Source organism: Pseudomonas sp. 2848, assembly GCF_003253945.1.
In the GTDB taxonomy this organism is placed as follows: Bacteria; Pseudomonadota; Gammaproteobacteria; order Pseudomonadales; family Pseudomonadaceae; genus Aquipseudomonas.
This window is the reverse complement of sequence record NZ_QKZD01000005.1, coordinates 26,502-47,814: the sequence shown is the minus strand read 5'-3', so window position 1 is coordinate 47,814 and position 21,313 is coordinate 26,502. Positions and strand designations below refer to the sequence as shown.

The 21,313-nt window shown below is 66.7% G+C and carries 26 protein-coding genes; 22 read left to right on the top strand and 4 right to left on the bottom strand.

Features of this window, described 5'->3' with window-relative positions:
• Window positions 1-221 precede the first annotated feature (221 nt).
• The 20 genes from DFS21_RS11410 to DFS21_RS11315 all read left to right on the top strand — a co-directional run bounded on the left by DFS21_RS11410 (window position 222) and on the right by DFS21_RS11315 (window position 17,274).
• Window positions 222-2,201: a cytochrome D1 domain-containing protein gene (locus DFS21_RS11410; RefSeq protein WP_111532459.1), complete on the top strand. Its 1,980-nt coding sequence runs from the start codon at window positions 222-224 to the stop codon at window positions 2,199-2,201.
• Window positions 2,198-2,851, top strand: coding sequence for an SCO family protein (locus tag DFS21_RS11405; RefSeq protein ID WP_111532340.1), 654 nt, complete (start codon window positions 2,198-2,200; stop codon window positions 2,849-2,851). The genes DFS21_RS11410 and DFS21_RS11405 overlap by 4 nt, the downstream gene beginning before the upstream one ends.
• Window positions 2,848-3,504 carry an SCO family protein gene (locus DFS21_RS11400; protein WP_110704228.1) on the top strand — a complete coding sequence of 219 codons (657 nt, stop codon included), beginning with the start codon at window positions 2,848-2,850 and terminating at the stop codon, window positions 3,502-3,504. The genes DFS21_RS11405 and DFS21_RS11400 overlap by 4 nt, the downstream gene beginning before the upstream one ends.
• A 34-nt stretch (window positions 3,505-3,538) precedes the next feature.
• Window positions 3,539-5,020, top strand: coding sequence for an ABC transporter substrate-binding protein (locus tag DFS21_RS11395; protein WP_371926829.1), 1,482 nt, complete (start codon window positions 3,539-3,541; stop codon window positions 5,018-5,020).
• A gap of 19 nt (window positions 5,021-5,039) precedes the next feature.
• Window positions 5,040-5,681 carry a SurA N-terminal domain-containing protein gene (locus DFS21_RS11390; protein WP_110704232.1) on the top strand — a complete coding sequence of 214 codons (642 nt, stop codon included), beginning with the start codon at window positions 5,040-5,042 and terminating at the stop codon, window positions 5,679-5,681.
• Between the two features lie 238 nt (window positions 5,682-5,919).
• A complete protein-coding gene (locus DFS21_RS11385) occupies window positions 5,920-6,453 on the top strand; it encodes a response regulator (RefSeq protein WP_178082013.1) in 534 nt (177 codons plus the stop codon).
• Window positions 6,454-6,507: 54 nt separating this feature from the next.
• Window positions 6,508-8,196, top strand: coding sequence for a GspE/PulE family protein (locus DFS21_RS11380; protein WP_111532338.1), 1,689 nt, complete (start codon window positions 6,508-6,510; stop codon window positions 8,194-8,196).
• A complete protein-coding gene (locus tag DFS21_RS11375) occupies window positions 8,177-8,959 on the top strand; it encodes a hypothetical protein (protein WP_111532337.1) in 783 nt (260 codons plus the stop codon). Before DFS21_RS11380 ends, DFS21_RS11375 begins: the two co-directional genes overlap by 20 nt.
• 1 nt (window position 8,960) lies before the next feature.
• Window positions 8,961-9,503: a pilus assembly protein gene (locus DFS21_RS11370; RefSeq protein ID WP_110704238.1), complete on the top strand. Its 543-nt coding sequence runs from the start codon at window positions 8,961-8,963 to the stop codon at window positions 9,501-9,503.
• On the top strand, window positions 9,490-10,041 hold the full coding sequence (gene pilO / locus DFS21_RS11365; protein WP_046855692.1) for a type 4a pilus biogenesis protein PilO: 552 nt from the start codon (window positions 9,490-9,492) through the stop codon (window positions 10,039-10,041). The genes DFS21_RS11370 and pilO overlap by 14 nt, the downstream gene beginning before the upstream one ends.
• Window positions 10,041-10,544 (top strand): hypothetical protein, encoded by a 504-nt coding sequence (locus DFS21_RS11360; RefSeq protein ID WP_102685108.1) that lies wholly within the window; start codon window positions 10,041-10,043, stop codon window positions 10,542-10,544. The genes pilO and DFS21_RS11360 overlap by 1 nt, the downstream gene beginning before the upstream one ends.
• A complete protein-coding gene (locus tag DFS21_RS11355) occupies window positions 10,541-12,418 on the top strand; it encodes a secretin N-terminal domain-containing protein (protein ID WP_046855690.1) in 1,878 nt (625 codons plus the stop codon). The genes DFS21_RS11360 and DFS21_RS11355 overlap by 4 nt, the downstream gene beginning before the upstream one ends.
• Window positions 12,415-12,888, top strand: coding sequence for a type II secretion system protein (locus DFS21_RS11350; RefSeq protein WP_110704240.1), 474 nt, complete (start codon window positions 12,415-12,417; stop codon window positions 12,886-12,888). The genes DFS21_RS11355 and DFS21_RS11350 overlap by 4 nt, the downstream gene beginning before the upstream one ends.
• 5 nt (window positions 12,889-12,893) lie before the next feature.
• Complete coding sequence (locus tag DFS21_RS11345; RefSeq protein WP_102685110.1) at window positions 12,894-13,268, top strand: type II secretion system protein; 375 nt, start codon at window positions 12,894-12,896, stop codon at window positions 13,266-13,268.
• The gene (locus tag DFS21_RS11340; protein WP_111532336.1) at window positions 13,243-13,764 is read left to right on the top strand and encodes a type II secretion system protein; all 522 of its coding nucleotides are present in this window, start codon (window positions 13,243-13,245) and stop codon (window positions 13,762-13,764) included. The genes DFS21_RS11345 and DFS21_RS11340 overlap by 26 nt, the downstream gene beginning before the upstream one ends.
• Window positions 13,761-14,156, top strand: a complete 396-nt coding sequence (csgE, locus tag DFS21_RS11335; RefSeq protein WP_102685112.1) for a curli production assembly/transport protein CsgE — start codon at window positions 13,761-13,763, stop codon at window positions 14,154-14,156. The genes DFS21_RS11340 and csgE overlap by 4 nt, the downstream gene beginning before the upstream one ends.
• Entirely contained in the window at window positions 14,153-14,572 is a 420-nt protein-coding gene (locus tag DFS21_RS11330) for a curli assembly protein CsgF (RefSeq protein WP_110704244.1), read from the top strand. Before csgE ends, DFS21_RS11330 begins: the two co-directional genes overlap by 4 nt.
• Before the next feature lie 32 nt (window positions 14,573-14,604).
• Window positions 14,605-15,456 carry a CsgG/HfaB family protein gene (locus DFS21_RS11325; RefSeq protein ID WP_110704246.1) on the top strand — a complete coding sequence of 284 codons (852 nt, stop codon included), beginning with the start codon at window positions 14,605-14,607 and terminating at the stop codon, window positions 15,454-15,456.
• A gap of 168 nt (window positions 15,457-15,624) precedes the next feature.
• Window positions 15,625-16,983, top strand: coding sequence for a hypothetical protein (locus DFS21_RS11320; protein WP_146603141.1), 1,359 nt, complete (start codon window positions 15,625-15,627; stop codon window positions 16,981-16,983).
• 108 nt (window positions 16,984-17,091) lie between these two features.
• Entirely contained in the window at window positions 17,092-17,274 is a 183-nt protein-coding gene (locus tag DFS21_RS11315; RefSeq protein ID WP_110704250.1) for a DUF6021 family protein, read from the top strand.
• A gap of 1 nt (window position 17,275) precedes the next feature.
• Here DFS21_RS11315 and DFS21_RS11310 read toward each other — a convergent pair whose 3' ends face one another.
• Window positions 17,276-17,659: a helix-turn-helix domain-containing protein gene (locus DFS21_RS11310; RefSeq protein WP_110704252.1), complete on the bottom strand. Its 384-nt coding sequence runs from the start codon at window positions 17,657-17,659 to the stop codon at window positions 17,276-17,278.
• 129 nt (window positions 17,660-17,788) lie between these two features.
• Here DFS21_RS11310 and DFS21_RS11305 point away from each other — a divergent pair, with 129 nt between their 5' ends.
• The gene (locus tag DFS21_RS11305) at window positions 17,789-18,343 is read left to right on the top strand and encodes an ester cyclase (protein WP_110704254.1); all 555 of its coding nucleotides are present in this window, start codon (window positions 17,789-17,791) and stop codon (window positions 18,341-18,343) included.
• A 118-nt stretch (window positions 18,344-18,461) separates the two neighbouring features.
• Here DFS21_RS11305 and DFS21_RS11295 read toward each other — a convergent pair whose 3' ends face one another.
• Complete coding sequence (locus DFS21_RS11295; protein WP_110704260.1) at window positions 18,462-19,436, bottom strand: polysaccharide deacetylase family protein; 975 nt, start codon at window positions 19,434-19,436, stop codon at window positions 18,462-18,464.
• Between the two features lie 104 nt (window positions 19,437-19,540).
• On the opposite strand from DFS21_RS11295, the gene DFS21_RS11290 reads away from it, so the two are divergent.
• Complete coding sequence (locus DFS21_RS11290) at window positions 19,541-20,419, top strand: LysR family transcriptional regulator (protein WP_102685117.1); 879 nt, start codon at window positions 19,541-19,543, stop codon at window positions 20,417-20,419.
• Between the two features lie 48 nt (window positions 20,420-20,467).
• Here the strand turns inward: DFS21_RS11290 and DFS21_RS11285 are convergent, their stop codons facing one another.
• Both DFS21_RS11285 and DFS21_RS11280 read right to left on the bottom strand, forming a co-directional pair.
• Window positions 20,468-20,719: a hypothetical protein gene (locus DFS21_RS11285; protein WP_102685118.1), complete on the bottom strand. Its 252-nt coding sequence runs from the start codon at window positions 20,717-20,719 to the stop codon at window positions 20,468-20,470.
• 28 nt (window positions 20,720-20,747) lie between these two features.
• Window positions 20,748-21,248: a DUF4142 domain-containing protein gene (locus tag DFS21_RS11280; RefSeq protein WP_023631357.1), complete on the bottom strand. Its 501-nt coding sequence runs from the start codon at window positions 21,246-21,248 to the stop codon at window positions 20,748-20,750.
• Between the last annotated feature and the right edge of the window lie 65 nt (window positions 21,249-21,313).

The window sequence follows — 21,313 nt, the reverse complement described above, 5'->3', positions numbered from 1 at the left end:
TCGGGCAAATGAGCAGGGTCTTCTTATAAAGCGCGGGCCCGGCAGACAGCCCCCGGTATTGGGGCCGCCTCCCCAATATTCTCGGGTTGTTTGGCCAACCCGTTGATTTAAGGGCGTTTGTTTAATGGCATAACGCTTGCTTCCCCCTCCACAGAACCGTGATTCCTGTGGAGGTGCAGCATGACCATTCCCCTCGAAGGCGCTACCCCATGCGTGCCGGCATGAACCGCAAGCTGCGCCCTGCATACCTGGGCTTGCTGCTGGGCACCGCGCTGATCGGCCTCGGCGTGGCCTACGAAAAGCTCTGGTGCGACCCCCGCGAACTGCTGCAGGAGGCCGCCGATCCCCAGGCCCTGCACACGCTCAGCCGCGATGGCGTCACCGTTGAGTTCGAGGCGCGCCCTCTCAGCGGCGGTGAGCTGCGTGAGGGCGACTTTGCCAATATCCGCTTCAAGGTCAGCGACCAGACCAGCGGCCAGCCGCTGTCGGGCATGGCCCCCGGCGCCTGGCTCGACCCCGCGCAGTCGGCACCGGTTGGCGACCGCGACAGCAGTTGCAAGGCGCGCGTGGCGTTGTTTCTCAAAAGCAGCATCGGCGCTCGTCCTTTGCTCGATCTGAACAGCTACTTCCTGCTGGTGCTGAACAAGGACGCCAGCCTGACAGTGATCGACCCGACCGTGTCGGTGGGCGGGGTCACCAGCACGCTGGCGCGCATCGACCTTCCGGGGCGGCCCATGGACTGGGTGGCCACCGGCGATGACAAGCAGGTGTTCGTGTCCATGCCCGAACGCAACCAGGTGGCGTTGATCGACACCGAGACCTTCACCCGCGTGGCCACCCTGGAGGCCGGCGAGCAGCCGCTGCGGGTGGCGCTGCAACCCGACCAGCGCCTGCTGTGGGTGGGCAACAACAGCCATGACCCGGCCAAGGGCGGGGTGACGGTGATCGACGTGCCCAGCCGGGCCAAGCTCAAGTCGTTCGTCACCGGCTCCGGCCACCACGAGATCGCCTTCAGCGCCGATTCGCGCTTTGCCTTCGTCAGCAACCGCGACGGCGGCACCCTGAGCGTCATCGACACCGCCCAGATGCGCCTGGTGAAGACCCTCGAAGTCGGCCCGCATCCGTTGTCGGTGGCTTACTCGCCCTTGTCGCAGGCAGTGTACGTGGTCGATGGCCAGGAGGGCACGGTGCGGGTGATCGACGCCCGCAGCCACACCCTGCGCCACACGGTCAAGGCCGAGCAGGGCCTGGGGCCGATGCGCTTCAGCCAGGATGGTCGTTATGGCGTGGTGCTCAACACCCTGGAGAACCAGGCGCTGGTGATCGATGCCAGTACCGACCAGTTGCTCCATCGGATACCGGTGGCCGCCGAGCCGTACCAGCTGACCTTCACCAAGGCCTACGCCTACGTGCGTGGGCTGGCTTCGCCGAAGGTGAGCATGATCAACCTGGCAAGCCTCGGGCAGGGGCGCGAACCGATCGTCCAGGGCTTCGAGGCCGGCCCGGCGGCGCCGCGCCAGGCCGGCGACCTGCCGTTGGCCCAGGGGGTGAGCATTTCCCGCGACGACAATGCGGTGTTCGTGGTCAACCCGGTGGACAACACCACCTACTTCTACGCCGAGGGCATGAACGCGCCGATGTCGGGCTACAACAACCGCGGCCACCAGGCCCGCGCCGCGCGGGTCATCGACCGTAGTCTGCGCGAGCTGGCGCCCGGCGTGTACGGCTCGACGGTCAAGCTGCCGGCCGCCGGCACCTTCGACGTGGCGTTCCTGCTCAACCAGCCGCAGATCATCCACTGCTTCAGCACCGAGGTCGCGGCGTTGCCGCAGTCGGGCGTGCCCAAGCGTGCCCACGCCGAGTTCATCGGCACCGACCAGCCGCTGCTGCAGCACACCCCGTACCAGGCCCGGGTGCGCATTGTCGGCGAGGACGGCAAGCCGCGCCTGGGGCTTGGCGACCTGAGCTTGCGCTACTTCCTGGCGCCTTCGTCGCTGCCACGCAACGTGGCACTGGTCGAAGTGGGCGAGGGGCTCTACCAGGCGCCGCTGGAGCTGGCCGAGGCCGGCGCCTGGTACCTGCACGTACAGTCGCCGAGCCTCGGGCGTGCCTTCACCGAAGAAAACTACACCAGCCTGCGCGTCCTGCCGGCCGCCGAGGCGCCCACCGCTTCCCAAGGGGAACCCAGGAGTGTGCGATGAATCGTCTGCATGGTGGAAAACTGCTGGGCCTGAGCCTGCTGCTGGCCAGCAACCTGGCACTGGCCCACGCCGGCCACGATCACGGCGGCACGCCCGAGCAACCGCCGGCCGCTCACCAGGAGAAAGCCAGCGTGCGCTTCGCCGATGTGGCGCTGCTCGACCAGGACGGCATGCCGGTGCGCCTGGAGAAGGACCTGGTGGGCGATCACCTGGTGGTCATGGGGTTCATCTACACCAGCTGCACCACGGTGTGCCCGGTGGTGTCGTCGATCATGAGCAAGGTCCAGCAGCAGTTGGGTGGGCGGGTGGGTGAGGAGATTCGACTGGTGTCGATCAGCGTCGATCCACAGCGTGACGATTCCAGGCGCCTGGCCGGTTACGCCCGGGCATTCCAGCACGGGCCGGGGTGGAGCTGGCTGACCGGTTCACCCTATGCCATCAGCGAAACGCTCAAGGGGCTGGGCAGCTTCAGCGCCAACCTCAGCGAGCACCCGCCGTTGATCCTGGTGGGTGATGGGCGCAGCGGGCACTGGACGCGCTACTACGGCTTCACCGACCCCAATGTGCTGATCGGCGAGGTCAACCGCCTGAGCGCGCGTCGCGTGCACGCCAAGAGCACCGCCATCGCCGGCCAGGAGGTACAGCCATGAGCGCCCACACCTCCCGCCATGCCAGCATGCGCAGCCTTGACTGGCTGGTGCTCGGCGCCTGCCTGTGGATCCTCGCCTCGGTGGCGTTCGCCCACGAGGGCCACGCGCCGACGCCACAACCGGCGCCGCAGACCATGACCAGCGGCGGTGGCACCCGCGATGCGCAGACCTGGTTCACCGACACCGTGCTCAAGGACCAGGACGGCCGCGAGCTGCGTTTCTACAGCGATGTGCTCAAGGACAAGGTGGTGATGCTCAACGTGATCTTCACCCACTGCAACGATGCCTGCCCGCTGATCACCCGCAAATTGCGCGAGGTGCGCGAGGCCATGGGCCCGGCACTGGCGGCGCAGGTGACGTTCGTGTCGCTGAGCAGCGATCCTCTGAACGACACGCCAGAGGTACTCAAGGCGTTTGCGCAGAAGCAGGGGGTGGATGGTCCGAACTGGCTGTTCCTGACCGGCGACAAGGCCAGCGTCGACCTGGTGCTGGGGCGGTTGGGCCAGTTCCTGCCCAGCCCCGAGCAGCACTCGACGCAGTTGATTGCCGGTGACGTGGCAGGCAAGCGCTGGAGCAAGATCCGCCCGGACGCGCCGCCTGCAGCGATCGCCCAGCGCATGCAACTGCTGGCACAGCCGTTGGCGGGGCGCTGACATCATGGCCGCCGCTGCCAAGTGGGTCCTGCTCATGTTGTGGTGGTGCCTGTGCGGGGCAGTGCAACTGAGCGAGCAGGAACTCGCCGGCAAACGCCTCTACCGCGAAGGCGTCTCCAGCAGCGACGCCCAGTTGCTGGCCCGGGTCGGCCCCGGGGGCATGCGCGTGCCGGCCAGCGTGCTGCCCTGCGCCGGTTGCCATGGCAACGACGGGCGCGGCCGCAGTGAAGGCGGAGTGCGCCCGCCGAGCCTGGACTGGCAGCGCCTGGCCCTTGGCCCTGGCAACCGCGAGGCCAACAACCGGCGCTACCCGGCCTACACCGATGCCAGCCTGGCGCGGGTCATCCGCAGCGGCACCGACCCCGCCGGCAATCGCCTCGACCCGGCGATGCCACGCTTCGACCTGAGCCTGGCCGACCAACGCAATCTCACCGCCTACCTCAAGCGCCTGGGCGAGGACCGTGACCCCGGCGTGGAGGAGGGCACCTTGCGTCTGGGCACCTTGCTGCCCGAGCAGGGCCCGCTGGCCGAGGCCGGGCGAACGGTGCGGGCAGTGCTGGAGGATGGCGTCGCGCAGTTGAACCAACAGGGAGGCATCCATGGGCGACGCCTGCAACTGGTCACGCTGGACCCCGGGCAGGACCCGGCCAGCACCGCACAGGCACTGGACACGCTGACGCAACGAGAACGGGTGTTCGCCCTGGTCGCGCCCCTCGCACCACTGCTCGACAGCCGCCAGCTGGAGCAGGCCGGCCTGCCGCTGATAGGCGCCACGCCACGTAGCGGTGGCAGTGCGCAGGTGTTCGATCCCTTGCCGGGCGTGCCCGCGCAATTGCTCAGCGTGGCGCTGCATGCCCGTGATGCCCTTGGCCTGGCGCCCGCTGCCTTGCGGGTGGTGTATGCCGGCGCAGAGCAGGCCGGTGCGGCGCAGGTGCTGCAGCAGCGTTTGCTTCAACTGGGGGTCACTACCGCGCCGCCCCTTGCGTTCATGGGCCAGGCCCCGGACGGCGAGGGTATCCTCTTCCTCGGCCACGCCCAGGCGTTCACCGCGCTGGCGTCGAGCCTGGAAGCAAGCGGGCGCAACCCTTACCTGTTCGCCGCGTCGGGCCAGGTGGCTGGTGCCGTGCCGGGGTTGGCGCCGTCCTGGTCGCAGCGCGTGCTGCTGGCCTATCCCTTCGTACCCGGCGACTGGACCGCGCAAGGCCGGGCGACCCTTGCCGGGGTGCAGTTGCGCCAGGGGCTGGAGCCGCGCCAGGCATCGTTGCAGGTCACTACCCTGTGCGCCTGGCAGTTGTTGGTCGAAGCCTTGAAGCAGATCGGGCGCGACGCCAGCCGTGAGCAGTTGCTGGTCGCCCTGGAGCAGTTGCATGACATCGATACCGGCCTCACGCCTTTGCTGGGTTTCGGCCCCGGACGCCGCCAGGGCATGACAGGTGCCCATGTGGTGGAGGTAAGCCTGCCGGGCCCTGGTTTCATTGAAGTGGCACCGTACCGAGCGATGCCGGATAGCCCTTGAGATTCAGGAGAAGATCACCATGCGCACCCTGATTGCGTGCCTGTTGTCGCTGCTCGCCCTGGCCAGCCACGCCGACACCCCGGCGGCGCGGGTCAATGGCGTGGAGATCGGGGTGTTGCGCCTGGAGCGCTACTTCAGCGAATACCTCCAGGCCCAGGGGCGGGCGGTGGCGAGCATCCGCAACCCCAATCTTTACCAGCGCCTGCGCGCGCAGGCCCTGGATGAACTGATCGACAAGGAACTGCTCTGGCAGGAGGCCCAGCGCCAGGGCATAGACATCAGCGATGCGCAGGTGACGGCGCGGGTCAGCGAGGTTGAGGCGGCCTTCGGCAGCCCCGCGGTGTTCGAGCAGCGCCTGGCGCAAGCCGGCTTCGATCGGGCAGGCTTCGCTGACTACACTCGACATGAGATGGCCGCCCAGCAGGTTTTCGCCCGGCTGAGCGCGATCGAAGAACCCAGCAGCGCCGAAGTTGCGGCCTTCCATCAGGCCAACTGGCAAAGACTGCAAGGAATGCAGAACCAAAGTGATAATACTTCTGTCCTACCAGAACACGGCCTGCGCCTGGCCAGGGACGCGCTCGTCGCGCAACTCCAGGCCCAGGCCCGGCAAGCCGTACGCCAACGTTTGCGTGATTCCGCTACAGTGGAGCGCGTCGACTGAGGGGCGTGCAGGGCTTTCCCCATAGTTGGGGAAACCCTTCAGGGCAATGTGCCATCATCTTCCCCGGATATGGGGAACGGCCAGCCGCAAAGGTCTGGGGTGACCGACGAGCTTCAACGATATCAGCGACTTGAAAGCGGTAAGCAGTGAATTTTGATGCCTGGCACGAAGCATGCTCAAGCCTCTACAAGGCCGCACTTCGCAGACCGGGAGACCGGGCAGTTCATGGGAGTGGACCTTGGTGAACAGAGTATTGGTAGTCGATGACGAACAGACCCTTGCGCAGAACCTGCAAGCCTATCTGCAGGCGCAAGGCCTGGAGGTCCATCTCGCCCACGACGGTACCACGGGTATCGAAGAGGCCGAGAGACAGGCACCGGACGTGATCGTGCTGGATTACCGCTTGCCCGACATGGAGGGGTTTCAGGTCCTGGAGACCGTGCGCAGGAACAGGCAATGCCATTTCGTGCTGATCACCGCCCACCCGACCGCCGAGGTCCGTGAGCGGGCCGCCGAACTGGGCGTGACCCATGTCCTGTTCAAGCCGTTCCCGCTGATGGAACTGGCCCGCGCCGTCTTCGACCTGATGGGCATCGAGCGCCAGCGCAGAAGCACCGACCAGCCGGCCGAAGGGTACGTCGAACGACGCCAGAACAGGAACGAGTCGTTCCCCTTGCAGTTGTACGATGGCAGCTGGGTCCTGGCCGACCGCCGACGCAATGGCGACAAGCCTGCCAAACCTGACGACGAACAACTGCTCACCGGGGAATAGCGGCGCCCAAGGCCTCCAGGCCCGCGGCGCCGCCCCTGAGCGGAGTCGCAGGCCATGTCCCAGGCATTCGATAAAGGCCCACTGGACCCATCGCGGGGCTACCCCCGCGAACTCCTGGCCCAGGCCCGCCAGCAAGCCGGCCAAGAGCGTCTTCTGGCCTGCCTGGAACACCTGTCCAGCGACACCCCGGCCACCTTCACCCAGCGCCTGGCCATCACCCTGCATTACCCGGTGCTCGCCACCGAGGCCCTGTTCGCCTGCGCTCCGGCCTTCGACCGGGTCAGCCTGGCGCAGTGCCTGAAACACGAATTCGCCCTGGTCGAACACGAGGGCGAGCGGGTCGGTGTGTTCGCCGACCCCTTCGACAGCGCCCGCCTGGCCTGGATCGACGACTGCCTGCAGGGCGCGCCGCTGTACCTGGCCCACGCCGCCGACCTTGCCGCGTTCCTGGCCCGCCACGAGGAAAGCTTCCACGCTGTCGATGCCCTTGGCCACGAGGCTGAATCCGGCAGCGAGGCCGACCCGCTGCAGCGCCTGTCGCTGACCAGCATCAGCGAAGACCAGAGCCGTGTGGTCAAGCTGGTCAACTCCACCCTGTACGACGCGCTCAAGCTGCACGCCAGCGACATCCACCTAGGGATGACCGGCCAGGGCCTGACCATCAAGTACCGTATCGACGGCGTGCTCAACGGTGCCGGCAAGGCCAGCGGCAGCGCCTTCGCCGAGCAGGTGATCTCGCGGATCAAGGTAATGGCCGAGCTGGACATCGGCGAGAAGCGCGTGCCCCAGGACGGTCGCTTCAAGGTGGCCATCGGCGAGCGGCAGATCGATTTCCGCGTCTCGATCATGCCCAGCATCTTCGGCGAGGACGCGGTGCTGCGGGTGCTGGACAAGCAGGACCTGTCCGACCAGGTCAGCGGCGTGCAGCTGCAGGCCCTGGGGTTCGAGGCGCAGACCTTGCAGGCCCTGCGCCGGCTGGCCGCCGAGCCCTACGGCATGATCCTGGTCACCGGCCCCACCGGCAGCGGCAAGACCACCACCCTCTACGCCATGCTCAGCGAGATCAACCATGGCATGGACAAGATCATCACCATCGAGGATCCGGTCGAGTACCAGCTGCCCGGCGTGCTGCAGATCCCGGTCAACGAGAAGAAGGGCCTGACCTTCGCCCGCGGCCTGCGCTCGATCCTGCGCCACGACCCGGACAAGATCCTGGTCGGCGAGATCCGTGACCCGGACACCGCGCAGATTGCCGTGCAGTCGGCGCTGACCGGGCACCTGGTGTTCACCACCATCCACGCCAACAACGTGTTCGACGTGATCGGCCGCTTCAGCCAGATGCAGGTCGACCCCTACAGCTTCGTCTCGGCGCTCAATGCCGTGCTGGCCCAGCGCCTGGTGCGCCTGGCCTGCCCGCACTGCGCGCAGGCCTGCGACCCGGACGACGACTTGCTGGCCGCCTCGGGCCTGACCCGTGATGCGGTGGCCGGCTGGCGCTTCGTGCGCGCCCAGGGCTGCGGCCAGTGCCGTGGCAGCGGCTACCGCGGGCGCAGCGCGATTGCCGAACTGTTGCACCTGGACGACGACCTGCGGCAGATGATCGTCGAACGTCGCCCGCTCTCGCAGATCAAGCAGCTGGCCTGCCAACGCGGCCTGCGCCTGCTGCGCGCTTCGGCCGTGGACCTGGTCCGCGATGGCCGTACCACACTCGAGGAGATCAACCGTGTCACATTTATCGCCTGATCGGTATTGCGCGGTGCTGGGCGCCGAGGGTGTCGGCCTGGGCCAATGGCACGGCCGGCAGCATCAATGGCTGGGCAGCCGCGCGTTTGCCTGCGACGCCGCCCAGCCGACCTGGGCCCCGGCACTCCAGGCCCTGGCCGGGCTGCTGGGTGAGCATCCGGCACGCGGCGCGCAGTTGCGCGTGCTGCTCTCGGCCCGCTACAGCCGCTTCTGCCTGGTGCCCTGGAGCGATGCCATCGGTACCCCGCGCGAACTCGAGGCCTATGCCCGGGCCTGCTTCGAGAACCTTTACGGGCAGCCTCTGGACGACTGGCGCATCGTTCTTTCGCCGGAGCCGGCCGGCGCCGCGCGCATCGCCACGGCGCTGCCCGAGGCGCTGCTCCAGGGCCTGCAGGCACTGGGGCGGGAAAGCCGCCTGAGCCTGCGCTCGGTGCAGCCGTACCTGATGGCCGCCTACAACCGCTGCTCGGCGCAACTGGCCCAAGGCGACTTCCTCTTCGTGCTGGCCGAGCCGCGCCGCAGCGTGCTGCTGCTGGCTTCAGGCGGTGCCTGGCAGCAGGTGCTCGCCCAGGGCTGCGCCGACAACGACCAGGCCCTGCAGGCGCTGATCGAGCGTACCTGCGAACTGTATGGCGAGCAGTTGCCTCGGGTGTACCTGCACGCACCGGGGCGCACGGCAGCCTCGCAACTGGCCGCGGTGCAGCTGTGCGCCGCCAGCGCCGAAGCCGATCCGTTGTGCGCCATGTGGCGGGCGGTGGCCTGACATGCGCCGCCTCGACCTGGAATTCCAACCCCGCCACAGCAGCCCCCTGGCCTGGTCGTTGCTGGCCCTGGGCGGCGCCGTGCTGGCCGTGCTGGTGCTGGCCCAGCAGCAACTGGTGAGCGAGCAGGTGCACCTGGAAGGCCGCGTGCACCAACTCGAACTCAAGCTTGGCCGACGCCCGGCCACCGCCGCGGGGCAGAGCAGCGCGGTGATCCGCGAGCAGGCCGAGCGCCTGGCGCAGATGCGCAGCGTCTCGCAGCAGTTGCAGCGGCCATGGCAGCAGCTGTTCGCCATGCTCGAGGCGATGCCGCAGGAAGACGTGGCGCTGCTCAGCCTGACCCCCGATGCCCGCAAGGGCCAGGTACGCATCAGTGCCGAGGCGCGCAACCTCGAGGCCATGCTGCAGTACCACCAGCGCCTGGAGCGCAGCGCCGAGCTGTCGGACGTGTCGCTGCTCAACCACGAGGTGGTGGCCGGGCAGGTCGAGCATCCGGTGCGCTTCAACCTCACCGCCACCTGGGAGACCGGCCATGCGCGTCCGTAGCCTGATCGTCCATGAAGCGCTGCGGCGCCTGGGCCGGGCAGGGCTGGCTGCGGTGCTGGTCGGCGGCTTGGCCCTGGCGGTCGCCCTGGCCGGGGTGCTGCCCCAGTGGCAGGCAGTGCGCGAACTGCGTGCCAGCGAGGCCGATGCCAGTGCCCAGGTGCAGCGCCTGGCGCGTGGCGAGCTCAAGGTGCAGGCCAAGCCCGAGCAGCAGGCGCTGGACGACCTGCGCCAGCAGTTGCCCGGCCAGCCCCAGGCCAGCGAGCTGATCGAGCGCCTGTACCACCTGGCCAGTGCCGAGCGCATCAGCCTGGCCCGGGGCGAGTACGCCCTGGGCGTGGACCCGAAGACCCAACTGGCGCGCTACCAGATCGTCCTGCCGGTGCGCGGCAGCTACCCGCAGATCCGTGGCTTCCTCAAGGCGCTGCTCGGCCAGTTGCCGACGCTGGTGCTGGAAGACCTGGAACTGCAACGCAAGCGGATCGGTGACCGGGAACTGACCGGCCGTGTGCGCATGACCCTTTACCTGTCGAGGTCGTGATGAACACTCAGCGTGCGGTGATGTGGGCCGGGTTCCTGGGGTTGAGCGCGGCGCTGGCCTGGGCGCCGGGGCGCTGGTTCGGCGTGGTGGAGGATGAGCTGGCAGGCCCTGTCGCGGAGCAAACCCGCCCCCAAGCGACACCCACGAACGTGGCAGCGGGCTTGCCCCGCGATGAAGCCAAAAGCCCTTCACGCGACCTGTTCCCCAGCCAGCAATGGACCCCACCCCAGGCCCTGGCCACCGTCACCGAACAACCCGTGGTCACCACCCCGGAACCTGCCGCACCTACCGCCCCGACGCTGCCGTTTCGGTTCATCGGTCGCATGGGGGAGCGCGACGACCTGCAGATCTTCCTGCAGAGCGGCGAAAAGCTCTACGTCGTGCGCCAGGGCGATGTGATCGACGACACCTACCGTCTGGACCGCGTCTCGGCCACCGAGCTGAGCCTGGTCTACCTGCCACTGCATCAGCCACAGACCCTGTCTGTCGGGAGCGCACCATGAAACCGTCGAAGTTGTGCAAGCCTGCGCCGTTCGTGCTCCTGGCCCTGTGCGTGGCCATCGCCGGATGCGGCTCGAGCGCCGCGCGCAAGGACAGCCAGGAACTGATCAAGGAAGGCCAGTACGAGGCCGGCATCGCTCGCCTGGAAGAAGCCCTGCGCGAAGATCCGCGCGACACCGAGCTGAACATCGCCCTGGCCCACGGCCGCCAGGCCGCGGTCGAGGCACTGTTGACCCAGGCCGACAGCGACCGCGTGCGCCACGACTTCGCCGGCGCGCGCATGGGCTACGGTCGGGTGCTGACCATCGAGGCCAACAACCGCCGCGCCCAGGAGGGCATCCGTCAGCTGGAGCTGATCCGCACCCTCGACGACCGTGTCGCCCTTGGCCAGGCGGCGTTGCGCCAGGGTGATCTGTTCGGCGCCGAGCGCTACATGCGCGAGGTGCTGCGCCTCGACCCGCAGAACCAGAAGGGCCAGATGCTGCGCAGCGACATCGAGAACGTCCAGGCCCGTACCGCCACGCCTTACCCGCAACTGCGCAGCAAGCTGGAGCGCCCGGTCACCCTGGAGTTTCGCGATGCCGACCTGAAGACCATCTTCGAGGTGCTGGCCCAGGTCGCCGGGATCAACTTCATCTTCGACAAGGACCTGCGCCCGGACATGAAGGCCACCATCTTCGTGCGCGAGGTGCGCATCGAGGATGCCGTGGCCCTGCTGCTGGAGCAGAACCAGCTGCGCCAGAAGATCGTCAACGACAACACCTTGCTGCTCTACCCGGACTCGCCGCAGAAGACCAAGGACTACCAGGAACTGGTCATGCGCACCTTCTACCTGACCAGCATCGACGCCAACACCGCGCTGAACATGGTCAAGACCATGCTCAAGACCCGCGACGTGTTCGTCGACGAGCGCCTCAACACCCTGACCATGCGCGACACCCCCGACGCCGTGCGCATGGCCGAGAAGCTGCTGCAGTCCCAGGACCAGTCCAACCCCGAGGTGGTGCTGGAAGTGGAGGTGATGGAAGTGGCCACTTCGCGCATCCTCGACCTCGGCCTGCAATGGCCCAACACCTTCGGCGTGCTGACCAGCGACGGCAAGTCGGTGAGCGTGCTCGACCAGCTGCGCGGCATCGACTCCAGCCGCATCAGCATCTCGCCGGCGCCGCAGGCCAAGATCAATGCCCAGGACAAGGACATCAACACCCTGGCAAGCCCCGTGATCCGGGTCAGCAACCGCGAACAGGCGCGCATCCACATCGGTCAGCGGGTGCCGATCATCAGCGCCACCTCGGTGCCCTCGACCCAAGGCCCGGTGATCACCGAAAGCGTCACCTACCTGGATGTCGGCCTCAAGCTCGAAGTGCAGCCCACCGTGCACCTGAACAACGAGGTGGCGATCAAGGTGGCCCTGGAAGTGAGCAACGCCACGCCCCTGGAGGCCACGCGCCAGGGCACCATTCCGGTCCAGGTCGATACCCGCAACGCCCAGACCAGCCTGCGCCTGCACGATGGCGAGACCCAGGTACTGGCCGGCCTGGTGCGCAACGATCACAACGCCAGCGGCAACAAGATCCCGGGGCTGGGCGATATTCCCGGCCTGGGCCGGCTGTTCGGCAGCAACAAGGACGACATGAGCAAGTCCGAACTGGTGCTGGCGATCACCCCGCGCATCGTGCGCAACCTGCCGTACCAGAGCCCGTCTGACATGGAGTTCGCCACTGGCACAGAATCGGCCCTGCAGGTGCGCCAACTGGCGCAACCGGCGCCGGCCAGCGCACTGCCCGCCGACGCCCCGGCTGACGAGCCGGCCGCGGCGCCGCTGGTAGAGGGGCAGATGGCCGTGGTGCCTGCCGCCGCGAGGCCACGGCCATGACACGCCGCCAGCAGGGTTTCAGCCTGATCGAAGTGGTGCTGACCCTGGCGCTGCTCGGCTTGCTCGCCAGCATGGCCGCGCCCCTGACCGAGACGGTGGTACGCCGGGGCAAGGAGCAGCAGTTGCGCGAGGCGCTGTACCAGATCCGCGACGCCATCGACGCCTACAAGCGCGCCTTCGACGCCGGCTATATCGAGAAGCGCCTGAACGCCAGCGGTTATCCGCCGAACCTGCAGGTGCTGGTGGACGGCGTGCGCGATGTGCGCAGTGCCAAGGGTGCGAAGTTCTACTTCCTGCGTCGCATCCCCCACGACCCGCTGCGCGCCGCCAAGGATGACGACCTGGGTGGCTGGGGCCTGCGCGCCTACGACAGCGCGGCCGACAGCCCGCGTGAGGGCGAGGATGTGTTCGACGTGTATTCCAAGGCCAGCGGCAAGGGCCTGAACAACGTGCCCTACGGGCAATGGTGACGGCGATGAAAGCGAGCAGAGGCTTCACCCTCATCGAGCTGCTGGTGGTGATGGCGATCATCGCCACCCTGATGACCATCGCCATGCCGCGCTACTTCAACAGCCTGGAGGCCTCCCGCGAGGCCACCTTGCGCCAGAGCCTGGCGGTGCTGCGCGAGGCCCTGGATCACTACTACGGCGACACCGGGCACTACCCCGATTCGATCGACCAGTTGGTGGAGCAGCGCTACCTGCGCAACACCCCGGTCGATCCGATCACCGAACGGCGCGATGCCTGGCAGCTGGTGCCGCCGCCCGAGGGCGTTTCCGGCGCGGTGGCCGACATCAAGAGCGGAGCAACCGGGAGGGCGCGCGATGGCAGCCTCTATGCCGAATGGTGAAGCCGGCTTCACCTACCTGGGCGTGCTGCTGCTGATCGCCGTCAGCAGCATGGCCCTGGCGGCCACCGGCACCCTGTGGGCCACCAGCCAGCAGCGCGAGCACGAGCGCCAGCTGCTGTGGGTGGGCGGCCAGTACGCCCAGGCCCTGCGCAGCTACTACCGCGCCTCGCCGGGCCTGGCCCAGTATCCGCAGGACCTTGGGGAGCTGGTGGAAGACAACCGTTTCCCGTCGCCGCAGCGCCACCTGCGTCGGCTCTACCCGGACCCTGTCGGTGGCGGCGAAGAATGGGGCCTGTTGCGCGCGGTCGATGGCCGCATCACCGGGGTGTACAGCCGCTCCGACGCCGCGCCGCTCAAGCGCAGCGGTTTCGACGCCCAGTGGAGTGCCTTCGAGGGGCTGGAGCACTACAGCGACTGGCAGTTCGTCGCCGAGCAGGCCTTCGCCGAAAGCGCCGCAGGCGCCCGTCCACATGCCGGCCTGGGAGAGGCGCCATGAAACGCCTGGCCGCGCGGGTCTGCCTGTGCCTGGCCCTGTTGCATGGCCAGGCGCAGGCCGGGGCCGAGGACGAGATGATGGGTTTCATCGTCGACAACACCATCTCGCACATCGGCCACGACTTCTATCACGCCTTCAGCGACCGGCTGCGCGCCACCAGCCGGCTGGATTTCAACCTGGTGGTGCGCGAACGCCCGGATGCCCGCTGGGGCAGCCTGGTGACGGTGGAGTACGAACGCGAGGTGCTGTACAGGCGCTTCCTGCCGCCCAACACCACGCAATTGAACGACGAGGCCATCGCGGCCGCCGACCTGGTCAGGCAGCAGATCATCCAGCGCAAATTGCAACGGCTGCTGCAGGACACAACCGATCTGGAGAGGGACGAGCTATGAGCAACCACCTAGCACGACGCATCGCCGCCTGCCTGCTGGCCGCCGGCCTCGGTGGCCCGGCCCTGGCCACCGAGCTGGTGTACACCCCGGTCAACCCGTCCTTCGGCGGCAATCCGATCAATGGCGCCTGGCTGTTGAACAACGCCCAGGCGCAGAACGACTACGACGATCCCGACCTCAAGGACCGCAGCTCGGCATTCGCCGGCACCTCGGCCCTGGAACGCTTCAGCAACCAGCTCGAGTCGCGCCTGCTCGGGCAGTTGCTGGACAACATCAGCAACGGCAACACCGGCAGCATGTCCACCGACGCCTTCCTGATCGACGTGATCGACGATTCCGGGGCGCTGAGCATCAAGGTCACCGACCGGGCCACCGGGGAAGTCTCGATCATCGAGGTCAGCGGCCTGAACCCCTGAGAGGGACGGGTCTTTACTGGGGAGAGAACGCCATGAAACGCCTGCTGAGCACACTGCTGATCCTCACCGCCCTGGCTAGCCTGCAAGGTTGCGGCCTGCGCGAGCCGATGCCCGCCGAACAAGACCCTGAGACTCCGACGCTGACACCGCGGGCCTCGACCTACTACGACCTGGTCAACATGCCCCGGCCCCGTGGCCGGCTGATGGCGGTGGTATACGGCTTCCGCGACCAGACCGGGCAGTACAAGCCGACTCCGGCCAGCTCGTTCTCCACCAGTGTCACCCAGGGGGCGGCGAGCATGCTGATGGACGCCCTCAACGCCAGTGGCTGGTTCGTGGTGCTCGAGCGCGAGGGCCTGCAGAACCTGCTGACCGAGCGCAAGATCATCCGTGCCTCGCAGAAGAAGCCTGACGTCGCCGAGAACATCCAGGGCGAACTGCCGCCGTTGCAGGCGGCCAACCTGATGCTCGAGGGCGGCATCATCGCCTACGACACCAACGTGCGCAGCGGCGGCGAGGGCGCCCGCTACCTGGGCATCGGCCTGTCCCGCGAGTACCGGGTCGACCAGGTCACGGTCAACCTGCGGGCGGTGGACGTGCGCACCGGGCAGGTACTGGCCAACGTGATGACCAGCAAGACCATCTACTCGGTCGGGCAGAACGCCGGGGTGTTCAAGTTCATCGAGTTCAAGAAGCTGCTCGAAGCCGAGGTCGGCTACACCACCAACGAGCCGGCGCAGCTGTGCGTGTTGTCGGCCATCGAAGCCGCGGTGGGCCACCTGCTGGCCCAGGGCATCGAGCGGCGGCTGTGGCAGGTGGCCGGGGACGGGGCGGGGGACAAGGCGGTGCTGGACAAATACCTGAGTCAGTATCAGCAGCAGTGAGGGCATCAAATCATCAGATGCAACATTCTTGGTTGCCGCTCAGAGCAGGGCAGAACCTCTCGCAATGGGCCTCAGGCCAAGCGTACACGCTGTAGTTGACCTGCCATTTTTGCCAGTGGCGCGGTTTCTCCTCCAATGGATAAATCCTCTGCACGCAGGATTCATCCATTGGAGAAGCAACCGAGGTGTGCCATGAGAAAATTGCTTTGTCTGTTGCTACCCCTCATTGCCGGCTGTATGGCAGTGCCCGGCCCGACGAGCCCCCCTCTATCGCCCAGTGCCGCCTCGGCGGCGCTCGACAGCCGGGGCGAGCAGGCAGTCGTCGAGCTGCGGCGCTGGTACGACAGCGTCACCGATGACTGCGGTGGCGCGCAAAAGCCCGGCTATCTGTGCAGCGGCATTGCCCTACGTACCACCTCCAGCAGCGTCGGCTTCCTGCCCTGGGAGCCGACTGACAGCCAGATCAACAGCGGCAGTGTCGCGTTCTCGTGGATTCGGCGGGACAACAACTTTGGCAGCCCCTTCGGTAATCGGAACGGATTCATCCTCTATCCGCCCCAGGCCGCTCCACCAGGCAAGATCGCGGCTTTGAACGTGCTGTGCACCTTTCCCATCAATGCCAACACCAACCAGCGTCCAACATTGCAGGGATGCGGCCCTATCAGGGGTTACGAGCAGACCACCGACACCTGCCAGACCCTGGGTGTCGACACTGCCCGGCAGTGGCTGGAAAAGTACCCCCAGGCGGGCAACTTCCGGGTCTGCGGATGGGATCTGCGCGATGCGCGTGGCGCGGCCGCAAAGTCCTTCCAGACCGCCATCCAGGCGCGTACCGGCATGCCCGAGGCGCTCTGGCGCGTGAACAACGAGGTGCTGTTGCCGGTGTGGCGCAGGGACCAGGGCGGCGAGCTGCCGTTGCATTCGTTCTTCTATGTCGAAGGCCAGCAAGACGCATTGGCCAAGGCGCAGTTCGACCAGATCCGCTACGCACAGATGTACCAGCAGCTGATACCTGTGGTACGGGTGGCGTTTCCTGCGGACAAGGCGGGTAGCGTGGCGTTCGATTATGAGCCGCAGGACCAGGCAGTAGGCCATCCGACTCCCACGCCTTCGATCGACTTTGAAAACCTTGCCGTGGGCCAATCTGCCGAGGTCAGCTCCAACGGTGTGACGTTCTCGCTAGAGCGACACAACCGCGGTATCAGCAAAGAACCGCACGAGGCCAGCAAGGGGCAGATCAGCGGCAAGCACCTGGAAGTGGACACCACCACCCAGTTTGTCCTGACCGGCGCTGGGCGTCGTCTGGTGAGTTTCTCCTGGGGCTGCAATAGCTGGTGTGGGGTGCAGACGGCGATTGGCGAAGAGTACGTCGAGCTTTCCGAACACGGTCCGGGCGAGATGCATTACGGGACTCAGGAGTTGATCATCGACGGGCCGGAGGTGATCACGCTCAGCGTCGATACCGAAGAGCCAGGCAGCCTGTTGCTGCTCGATAACCTGGTGGTGCGCAAGTTGCCGGAGAAATAAGCGCGTTGTCCCGGCTGACATCGTCATCGGGCAATCGCTCTCAAGCATCTGGATCAAACTTTATGTTGCTGGTGGTTTCTCTGTTGCATACACGACGGAGAAACCACCATGTCAGACCCACGCCATCCTCGCCGCAACAACGTACCGACCGACCAGGGACCGCACTCCTCGGAGCACGCCAACGACCCCGACGACCTGGGATTCGATCCTGACTCGCCCGACCTCGATGACCCGCAGGTAGACCCGCAAGGCCCGGCGAAGCCACCCAGGGACATCGAGAAGGACGGTTGAGTCAGCCAGGGCGGGCGTCGTATTGCTGCCGGGCCTGAATGATCGCCGGCATGTTCGACTCCGCCCACTGCGCCAGCCGCTCCACCGTGCCGCCCAGTGTCGCGCCCAGCTCGGTGAGGGCGTATTCGACGGTGGGCGGCACGGTCGGATACACCTGGCGCTCCACCAGGCCGTCGCGTTCGAGCCGCTTCAGGGTTTGCGACAGCACCTTCTGCGAGACGCCGACGATATCCCTGTGCAACTGGTTGAAACGCACCCGCTCGCCGGCGCTGAGGCGGTCGATGAGCAACAGCACCCATTTGTCGGCGAGGCGATCGAGCACCAGGCGGGCCGGGCAATTCGGGGCGAATACGTCGTAGGCGGGGCATTCGCGGTAATGGGCCATGGGTTACTCCAAGGTAATCAGGTGAGTGAAAAGTGCCTTCTTGAGCGACTGGGCGGGACTGGTTAGGCTTTTATCCATGGTTCGCGGCCGCGCCATACCCACCCGTTGAACGCACTGAAGGAAACTGAGATGAACACCGAACCCAAGGCTTCGGCGCTGCGTGCTGGCCGCTGGATCACCCTGTTGCTGCTGAGCGCGGCGGCCAATCCGGGCAATGCCGGCGAGCTGGTGACTCCGGCCACCCTGGTCGTGGACCGGAGCCTGCCCAAGGCCCAGTTGGAGCAGCAGATCCTCGCCGCCCGCCGCTACGACACCTTCTGGAACACCGGCGACGAGGCCATGGCCCGCGCCGCGCTGGCCAGCGACTTTCGCGACAACACCCTGCCACCGGGACGGCCACAGGGCGTGGAAGGGCCATTGAGCGCTTCCAGGGCATTCCGCGCAGCGGTGCCGGACCTGCGCTGCGAGGTGCTGCAGATGATCGTTGCAGGTGACCGGGTCACCGCGGCGCTGCGTTTCACCGGACACTTCAGCGGCAAGCTGGGCAACCACCAGGGGCAGGGCCAGGCCATCGATTTTATTGCCATGGATATCTACCGTGTCGCCGAGGGCCGGATCGCCGAGGACTGGCATCTCGAGGACAACCTTGCGTTCATGCGGCAGGCGGGGTTGGTTGAGCGTTGAACAACTGGCCCCATCGCCGGCAAGACCGCTCCCACAGGTACAGTGCACGGCGTGACATTTGCGCGGTCGGTGTGGGAGCCGGCTTGCCGGCGAAAGGGCGCGAAGCGCCCCCGGTCAGTCAGTCGAACACACGTGGCGGATTGACCGGCGTATCGGCCTGGGCCAAGGCCCAACGGGCAATCTCGTCCTTGCGCATGAACGCCACGCCGGCATGGCCGCGGGCATAGGTGAAGAACTGGTCCAGCGCGCGCACCACGGTAGGTGTGCCGCCGATGCGGTCATGCGCCGACAGTGACATCAGCCGGCGTCGTTGGCGGCCTTCGGCATAAAGCACGTCGAACTCGTCCTTGAGCTCCTGCAACAGCGCGGCGCCGGTCATCGCCGTGGACCCGGCAATACGACCGATGTCGTTGTTGCGCAGGGTGTAGGGCACTACCGCGAAAGGCTTGCCGCGCACCGGGATGATCGAGGGTTCGTCGCGGGCCAGGTCGTCGATGTGGTAGAGAAAGCCGAGGTCCTGGAGGATGTTCAACGTTTCGCGGGAGTGACGCATCCAGAACGCGTTGAAACCTACCGGGCGTTGGCCGGTGACGCGCTCGATGATGGTGCTGGCCAGCTCGTACTGGCGACGCTCCTCTGCCGGCGTCAGGCTGTACTGCGGTGCCCAGTGCAGGCCGTGGCCGGCGGCTTCGTGGCCGCGCCTGACCACCTCGGCCGCCAGCTCCGGGTAAGCCTCCACAGCCTTGCCGACCATGTGCGAAGTGACCTTGATGCCATGCCGGTCGAACAGCGCGAGCAGGCGCGGCACGCCTTCCAGCGGGCCATAGCGGTACCAGCTGGGGGCGATGGTGTCGGGGTAGCGCGAATCCAGGGGCGGGAAGGGGCTTTCGGCGTGTTTCGGCTGGCCACCGGACTCGAATTGCAACGACACGGAAATCACCAGTTGCGCGCCATTGGGCCAGAACCCCTTGCCCTCGGCGCTATCGGGCGGCGCCCCGGTGCTGCCGCCTGGCTCTTTCGCCAGTACCGCGCCCGCCGCCACGGCGATGCCGCCGGCGAGGGTGCCTTTCATGAAATCTCTTCTGCTGGTCATCGGGTTGCTCCTGTACGGGTGTCGATGCCGGGCAGTGTAATTAGCGAGGAAATCACCAATAATCAGGCGAAAGTCAAAATCATATTTCGGAAAAATCGAAAAGCATGCTGGATAACCTGGCGTTGTTCCTGACCATCATCGAAAAAGGCAGCCTGTCGGCGGCAGGCCGCGAGCGCGGGTTGTCACCGGCCACGGTGTCCGAGCGCCTGGCGGCGCTGGAGGCACACTACGGGGTGGCGCTGCTGACCCGCAGCACCCGTTCGCTGAGCCTCACCGACGCCGGCCGGCAACTCGCCGAGGGCGCACGGCGCCTGCTGGCCGAGGCCGACGAGCTGGAAAGCCGTCTCAGAGACGGCCAGCAGAAGATCTCCGGGTTGGTGCGCCTGAGCGCGCCGGTGGACCTTGGCCAGCACTGCATCGTGCCGCTGCTCGACCGTTTCCTGGCCGAGCATCCGCAAGTCTCGATCGACCTGGACCTGACCGATGGCTACGTCGACCTGGTGGGGCAGGGCATCGACTTCGCCATCCGCTACGGCACCCTGGCCGACAGTTCCCTGCGCGCACGGCCCCTGGGCGACAACCGCCGGGTGGTGTGCGCCGCGCCCGACTACTTGCATCGCCACGGCACGCCACTGCACCCGGACGACCTGGCCCACCACGATTGCATCGTCATGCGTTTCGGTATCCACGCCGAACGGGTCTGGCCATTTCGCCTGGACGGCGCGGCTTACCCGGTCGGCGTGCGCGGCCGGCGGGTTGCCAACAGCGGCGAACAGGTGCGCCGCTGGGCGCTGGATGGGCACGGGCTGTGCCTGAAATCGCTTCGCGATGTGCGCGACGACCTCGACAATGGCCGATTGGTCGAAGTGCTGGAGGACTTCAGCGCCGGGCAGGTGGCGCTGCAGATCGTCTACGCGCCGACGCGGGTGCAGCCACGGCGGGTGCGGGCGTTGATGGAGGCAATCATCGAAGGCCTGCGCTAGCCCGCCCTGTGGCAGTTGGCCGAACCATTGCCACAGGGCGGACCAGCATCAGCCTTCGGCTTGCCTGGCGGCCTCGACACCGGCGGACGACAGTTTGATCGGGTAGTTGACGCTGAGCGCGTGTCCGGATTCGACATTCACGCTGCCATCATGGATCAAGCCTTGCTCCTGCAGGGTCTTGAGCATGCCGGCCACGGCTTTCTCGCCGCGGTAGTTGTCCAGCACTTCCTTGCCCAGCCCTTGTGGGTGGGCGTGCAACAGGCGGGTCAGGACTTCCGAACGCAGTGCATCATTGCTCATGGGAGCCTCGCTTTTTCAGTGGGGCGGGTTACTGGCCGTGCTTGGCCTGTAGTTCCTTGGCATGCTTCAAGTGCTCTTCGAGCTTGGGCAGGGTCTCGCCGGCGAAAGCCTTGAGCTCGGCCTTGTCGGACGAGGCGGCCTCCTTCCTGAACAGTTCCACGGCTTTCTCGTGGGCCTCGACCTGGTTGTTGACATAGGAGCGGTCGAACGACTCGTCACGCCACTCCAGGATCATCTTCTTGACCTTGTCGGTCAGTGCCGCTTCATCGGGCACGCTGATGTCGAGTTTGCGGGCGATGTCGCCGAGCTTCTGGTTGGCCTGGGTGTGATCGGTGACCATCTGCTGGGCGAAGGTCTTGATTTGCGGGTCCTTGCTCTTGTCCAGCGCCAGCTTGCCGGTCACCACCTCGGCGATGCCGGCCTCGGTGGCGGCGTCGACGAAGTCGTCCGACGAGGCGGCCATGGCCTGTAGCGACGCCATGCCCAGCACCATGGAAAACCCGACCCGCTTGAGGAACAGATTGCTCATCTGTGACTCCTTATCCGTTGGCGCGACGTCAGTGTCGCGTACGGTTGAGGGCCGGCGGCGGGCAA

Coding starts and splice junctions, on each gene's coding strand:
- DFS21_RS11305 (WP_110704254.1), top strand. CDS start 17,789: ATGAACACCGAACCCAAGGCTTCGGCGCTGCGTGCTGGCCGCTGGATC.
- DFS21_RS11345 (WP_102685110.1), top strand. CDS start 12,894: ATGAAAGCGAGCAGAGGCTTCACCCTCATCGAGCTGCTGGTGGTGATG.
- DFS21_RS11310 (WP_110704252.1), bottom strand. CDS start 17,659: ATGGCCCATTACCGCGAATGCCCCGCCTACGACGTATTCGCCCCGAAT.
- DFS21_RS11340 (WP_111532336.1), top strand. CDS start 13,243: ATGGCAGCCTCTATGCCGAATGGTGAAGCCGGCTTCACCTACCTGGGC.
- DFS21_RS11355 (WP_046855690.1), top strand. CDS start 10,541: ATGAAACCGTCGAAGTTGTGCAAGCCTGCGCCGTTCGTGCTCCTGGCC.
- pilO (WP_046855692.1), top strand. CDS start 9,490: ATGCGCGTCCGTAGCCTGATCGTCCATGAAGCGCTGCGGCGCCTGGGC.
- DFS21_RS11410 (WP_111532459.1), top strand. CDS start 222: ATGAACCGCAAGCTGCGCCCTGCATACCTGGGCTTGCTGCTGGGCACC.
- DFS21_RS11395 (WP_371926829.1), top strand. CDS start 3,539: ATGTTGTGGTGGTGCCTGTGCGGGGCAGTGCAACTGAGCGAGCAGGAA.
- DFS21_RS11390 (WP_110704232.1), top strand. CDS start 5,040: ATGCGCACCCTGATTGCGTGCCTGTTGTCGCTGCTCGCCCTGGCCAGC.
- csgE (WP_102685112.1), top strand. CDS start 13,761: ATGAAACGCCTGGCCGCGCGGGTCTGCCTGTGCCTGGCCCTGTTGCAT.
- DFS21_RS11360 (WP_102685108.1), top strand. CDS start 10,041: ATGAACACTCAGCGTGCGGTGATGTGGGCCGGGTTCCTGGGGTTGAGC.
- DFS21_RS11285 (WP_102685118.1), bottom strand. CDS start 20,719: ATGAGCAATGATGCACTGCGTTCGGAAGTCCTGACCCGCCTGTTGCAC.
- DFS21_RS11405 (WP_111532340.1), top strand. CDS start 2,198: ATGAATCGTCTGCATGGTGGAAAACTGCTGGGCCTGAGCCTGCTGCTG.
- DFS21_RS11315 (WP_110704250.1), top strand. CDS start 17,092: ATGTCAGACCCACGCCATCCTCGCCGCAACAACGTACCGACCGACCAG.
- DFS21_RS11380 (WP_111532338.1), top strand. CDS start 6,508: ATGTCCCAGGCATTCGATAAAGGCCCACTGGACCCATCGCGGGGCTAC.
- DFS21_RS11350 (WP_110704240.1), top strand. CDS start 12,415: ATGACACGCCGCCAGCAGGGTTTCAGCCTGATCGAAGTGGTGCTGACC.
- DFS21_RS11325 (WP_110704246.1), top strand. CDS start 14,605: ATGAAACGCCTGCTGAGCACACTGCTGATCCTCACCGCCCTGGCTAGC.
- DFS21_RS11330 (WP_110704244.1), top strand. CDS start 14,153: ATGAGCAACCACCTAGCACGACGCATCGCCGCCTGCCTGCTGGCCGCC.
- DFS21_RS11400 (WP_110704228.1), top strand. CDS start 2,848: ATGAGCGCCCACACCTCCCGCCATGCCAGCATGCGCAGCCTTGACTGG.
- DFS21_RS11295 (WP_110704260.1), bottom strand. CDS start 19,436: ATGACCAGCAGAAGAGATTTCATGAAAGGCACCCTCGCCGGCGGCATC.
- DFS21_RS11290 (WP_102685117.1), top strand. CDS start 19,541: ATGCTGGATAACCTGGCGTTGTTCCTGACCATCATCGAAAAAGGCAGC.
- DFS21_RS11280 (WP_023631357.1), bottom strand. CDS start 21,248: ATGAGCAATCTGTTCCTCAAGCGGGTCGGGTTTTCCATGGTGCTGGGC.
- DFS21_RS11370 (WP_110704238.1), top strand. CDS start 8,961: ATGCGCCGCCTCGACCTGGAATTCCAACCCCGCCACAGCAGCCCCCTG.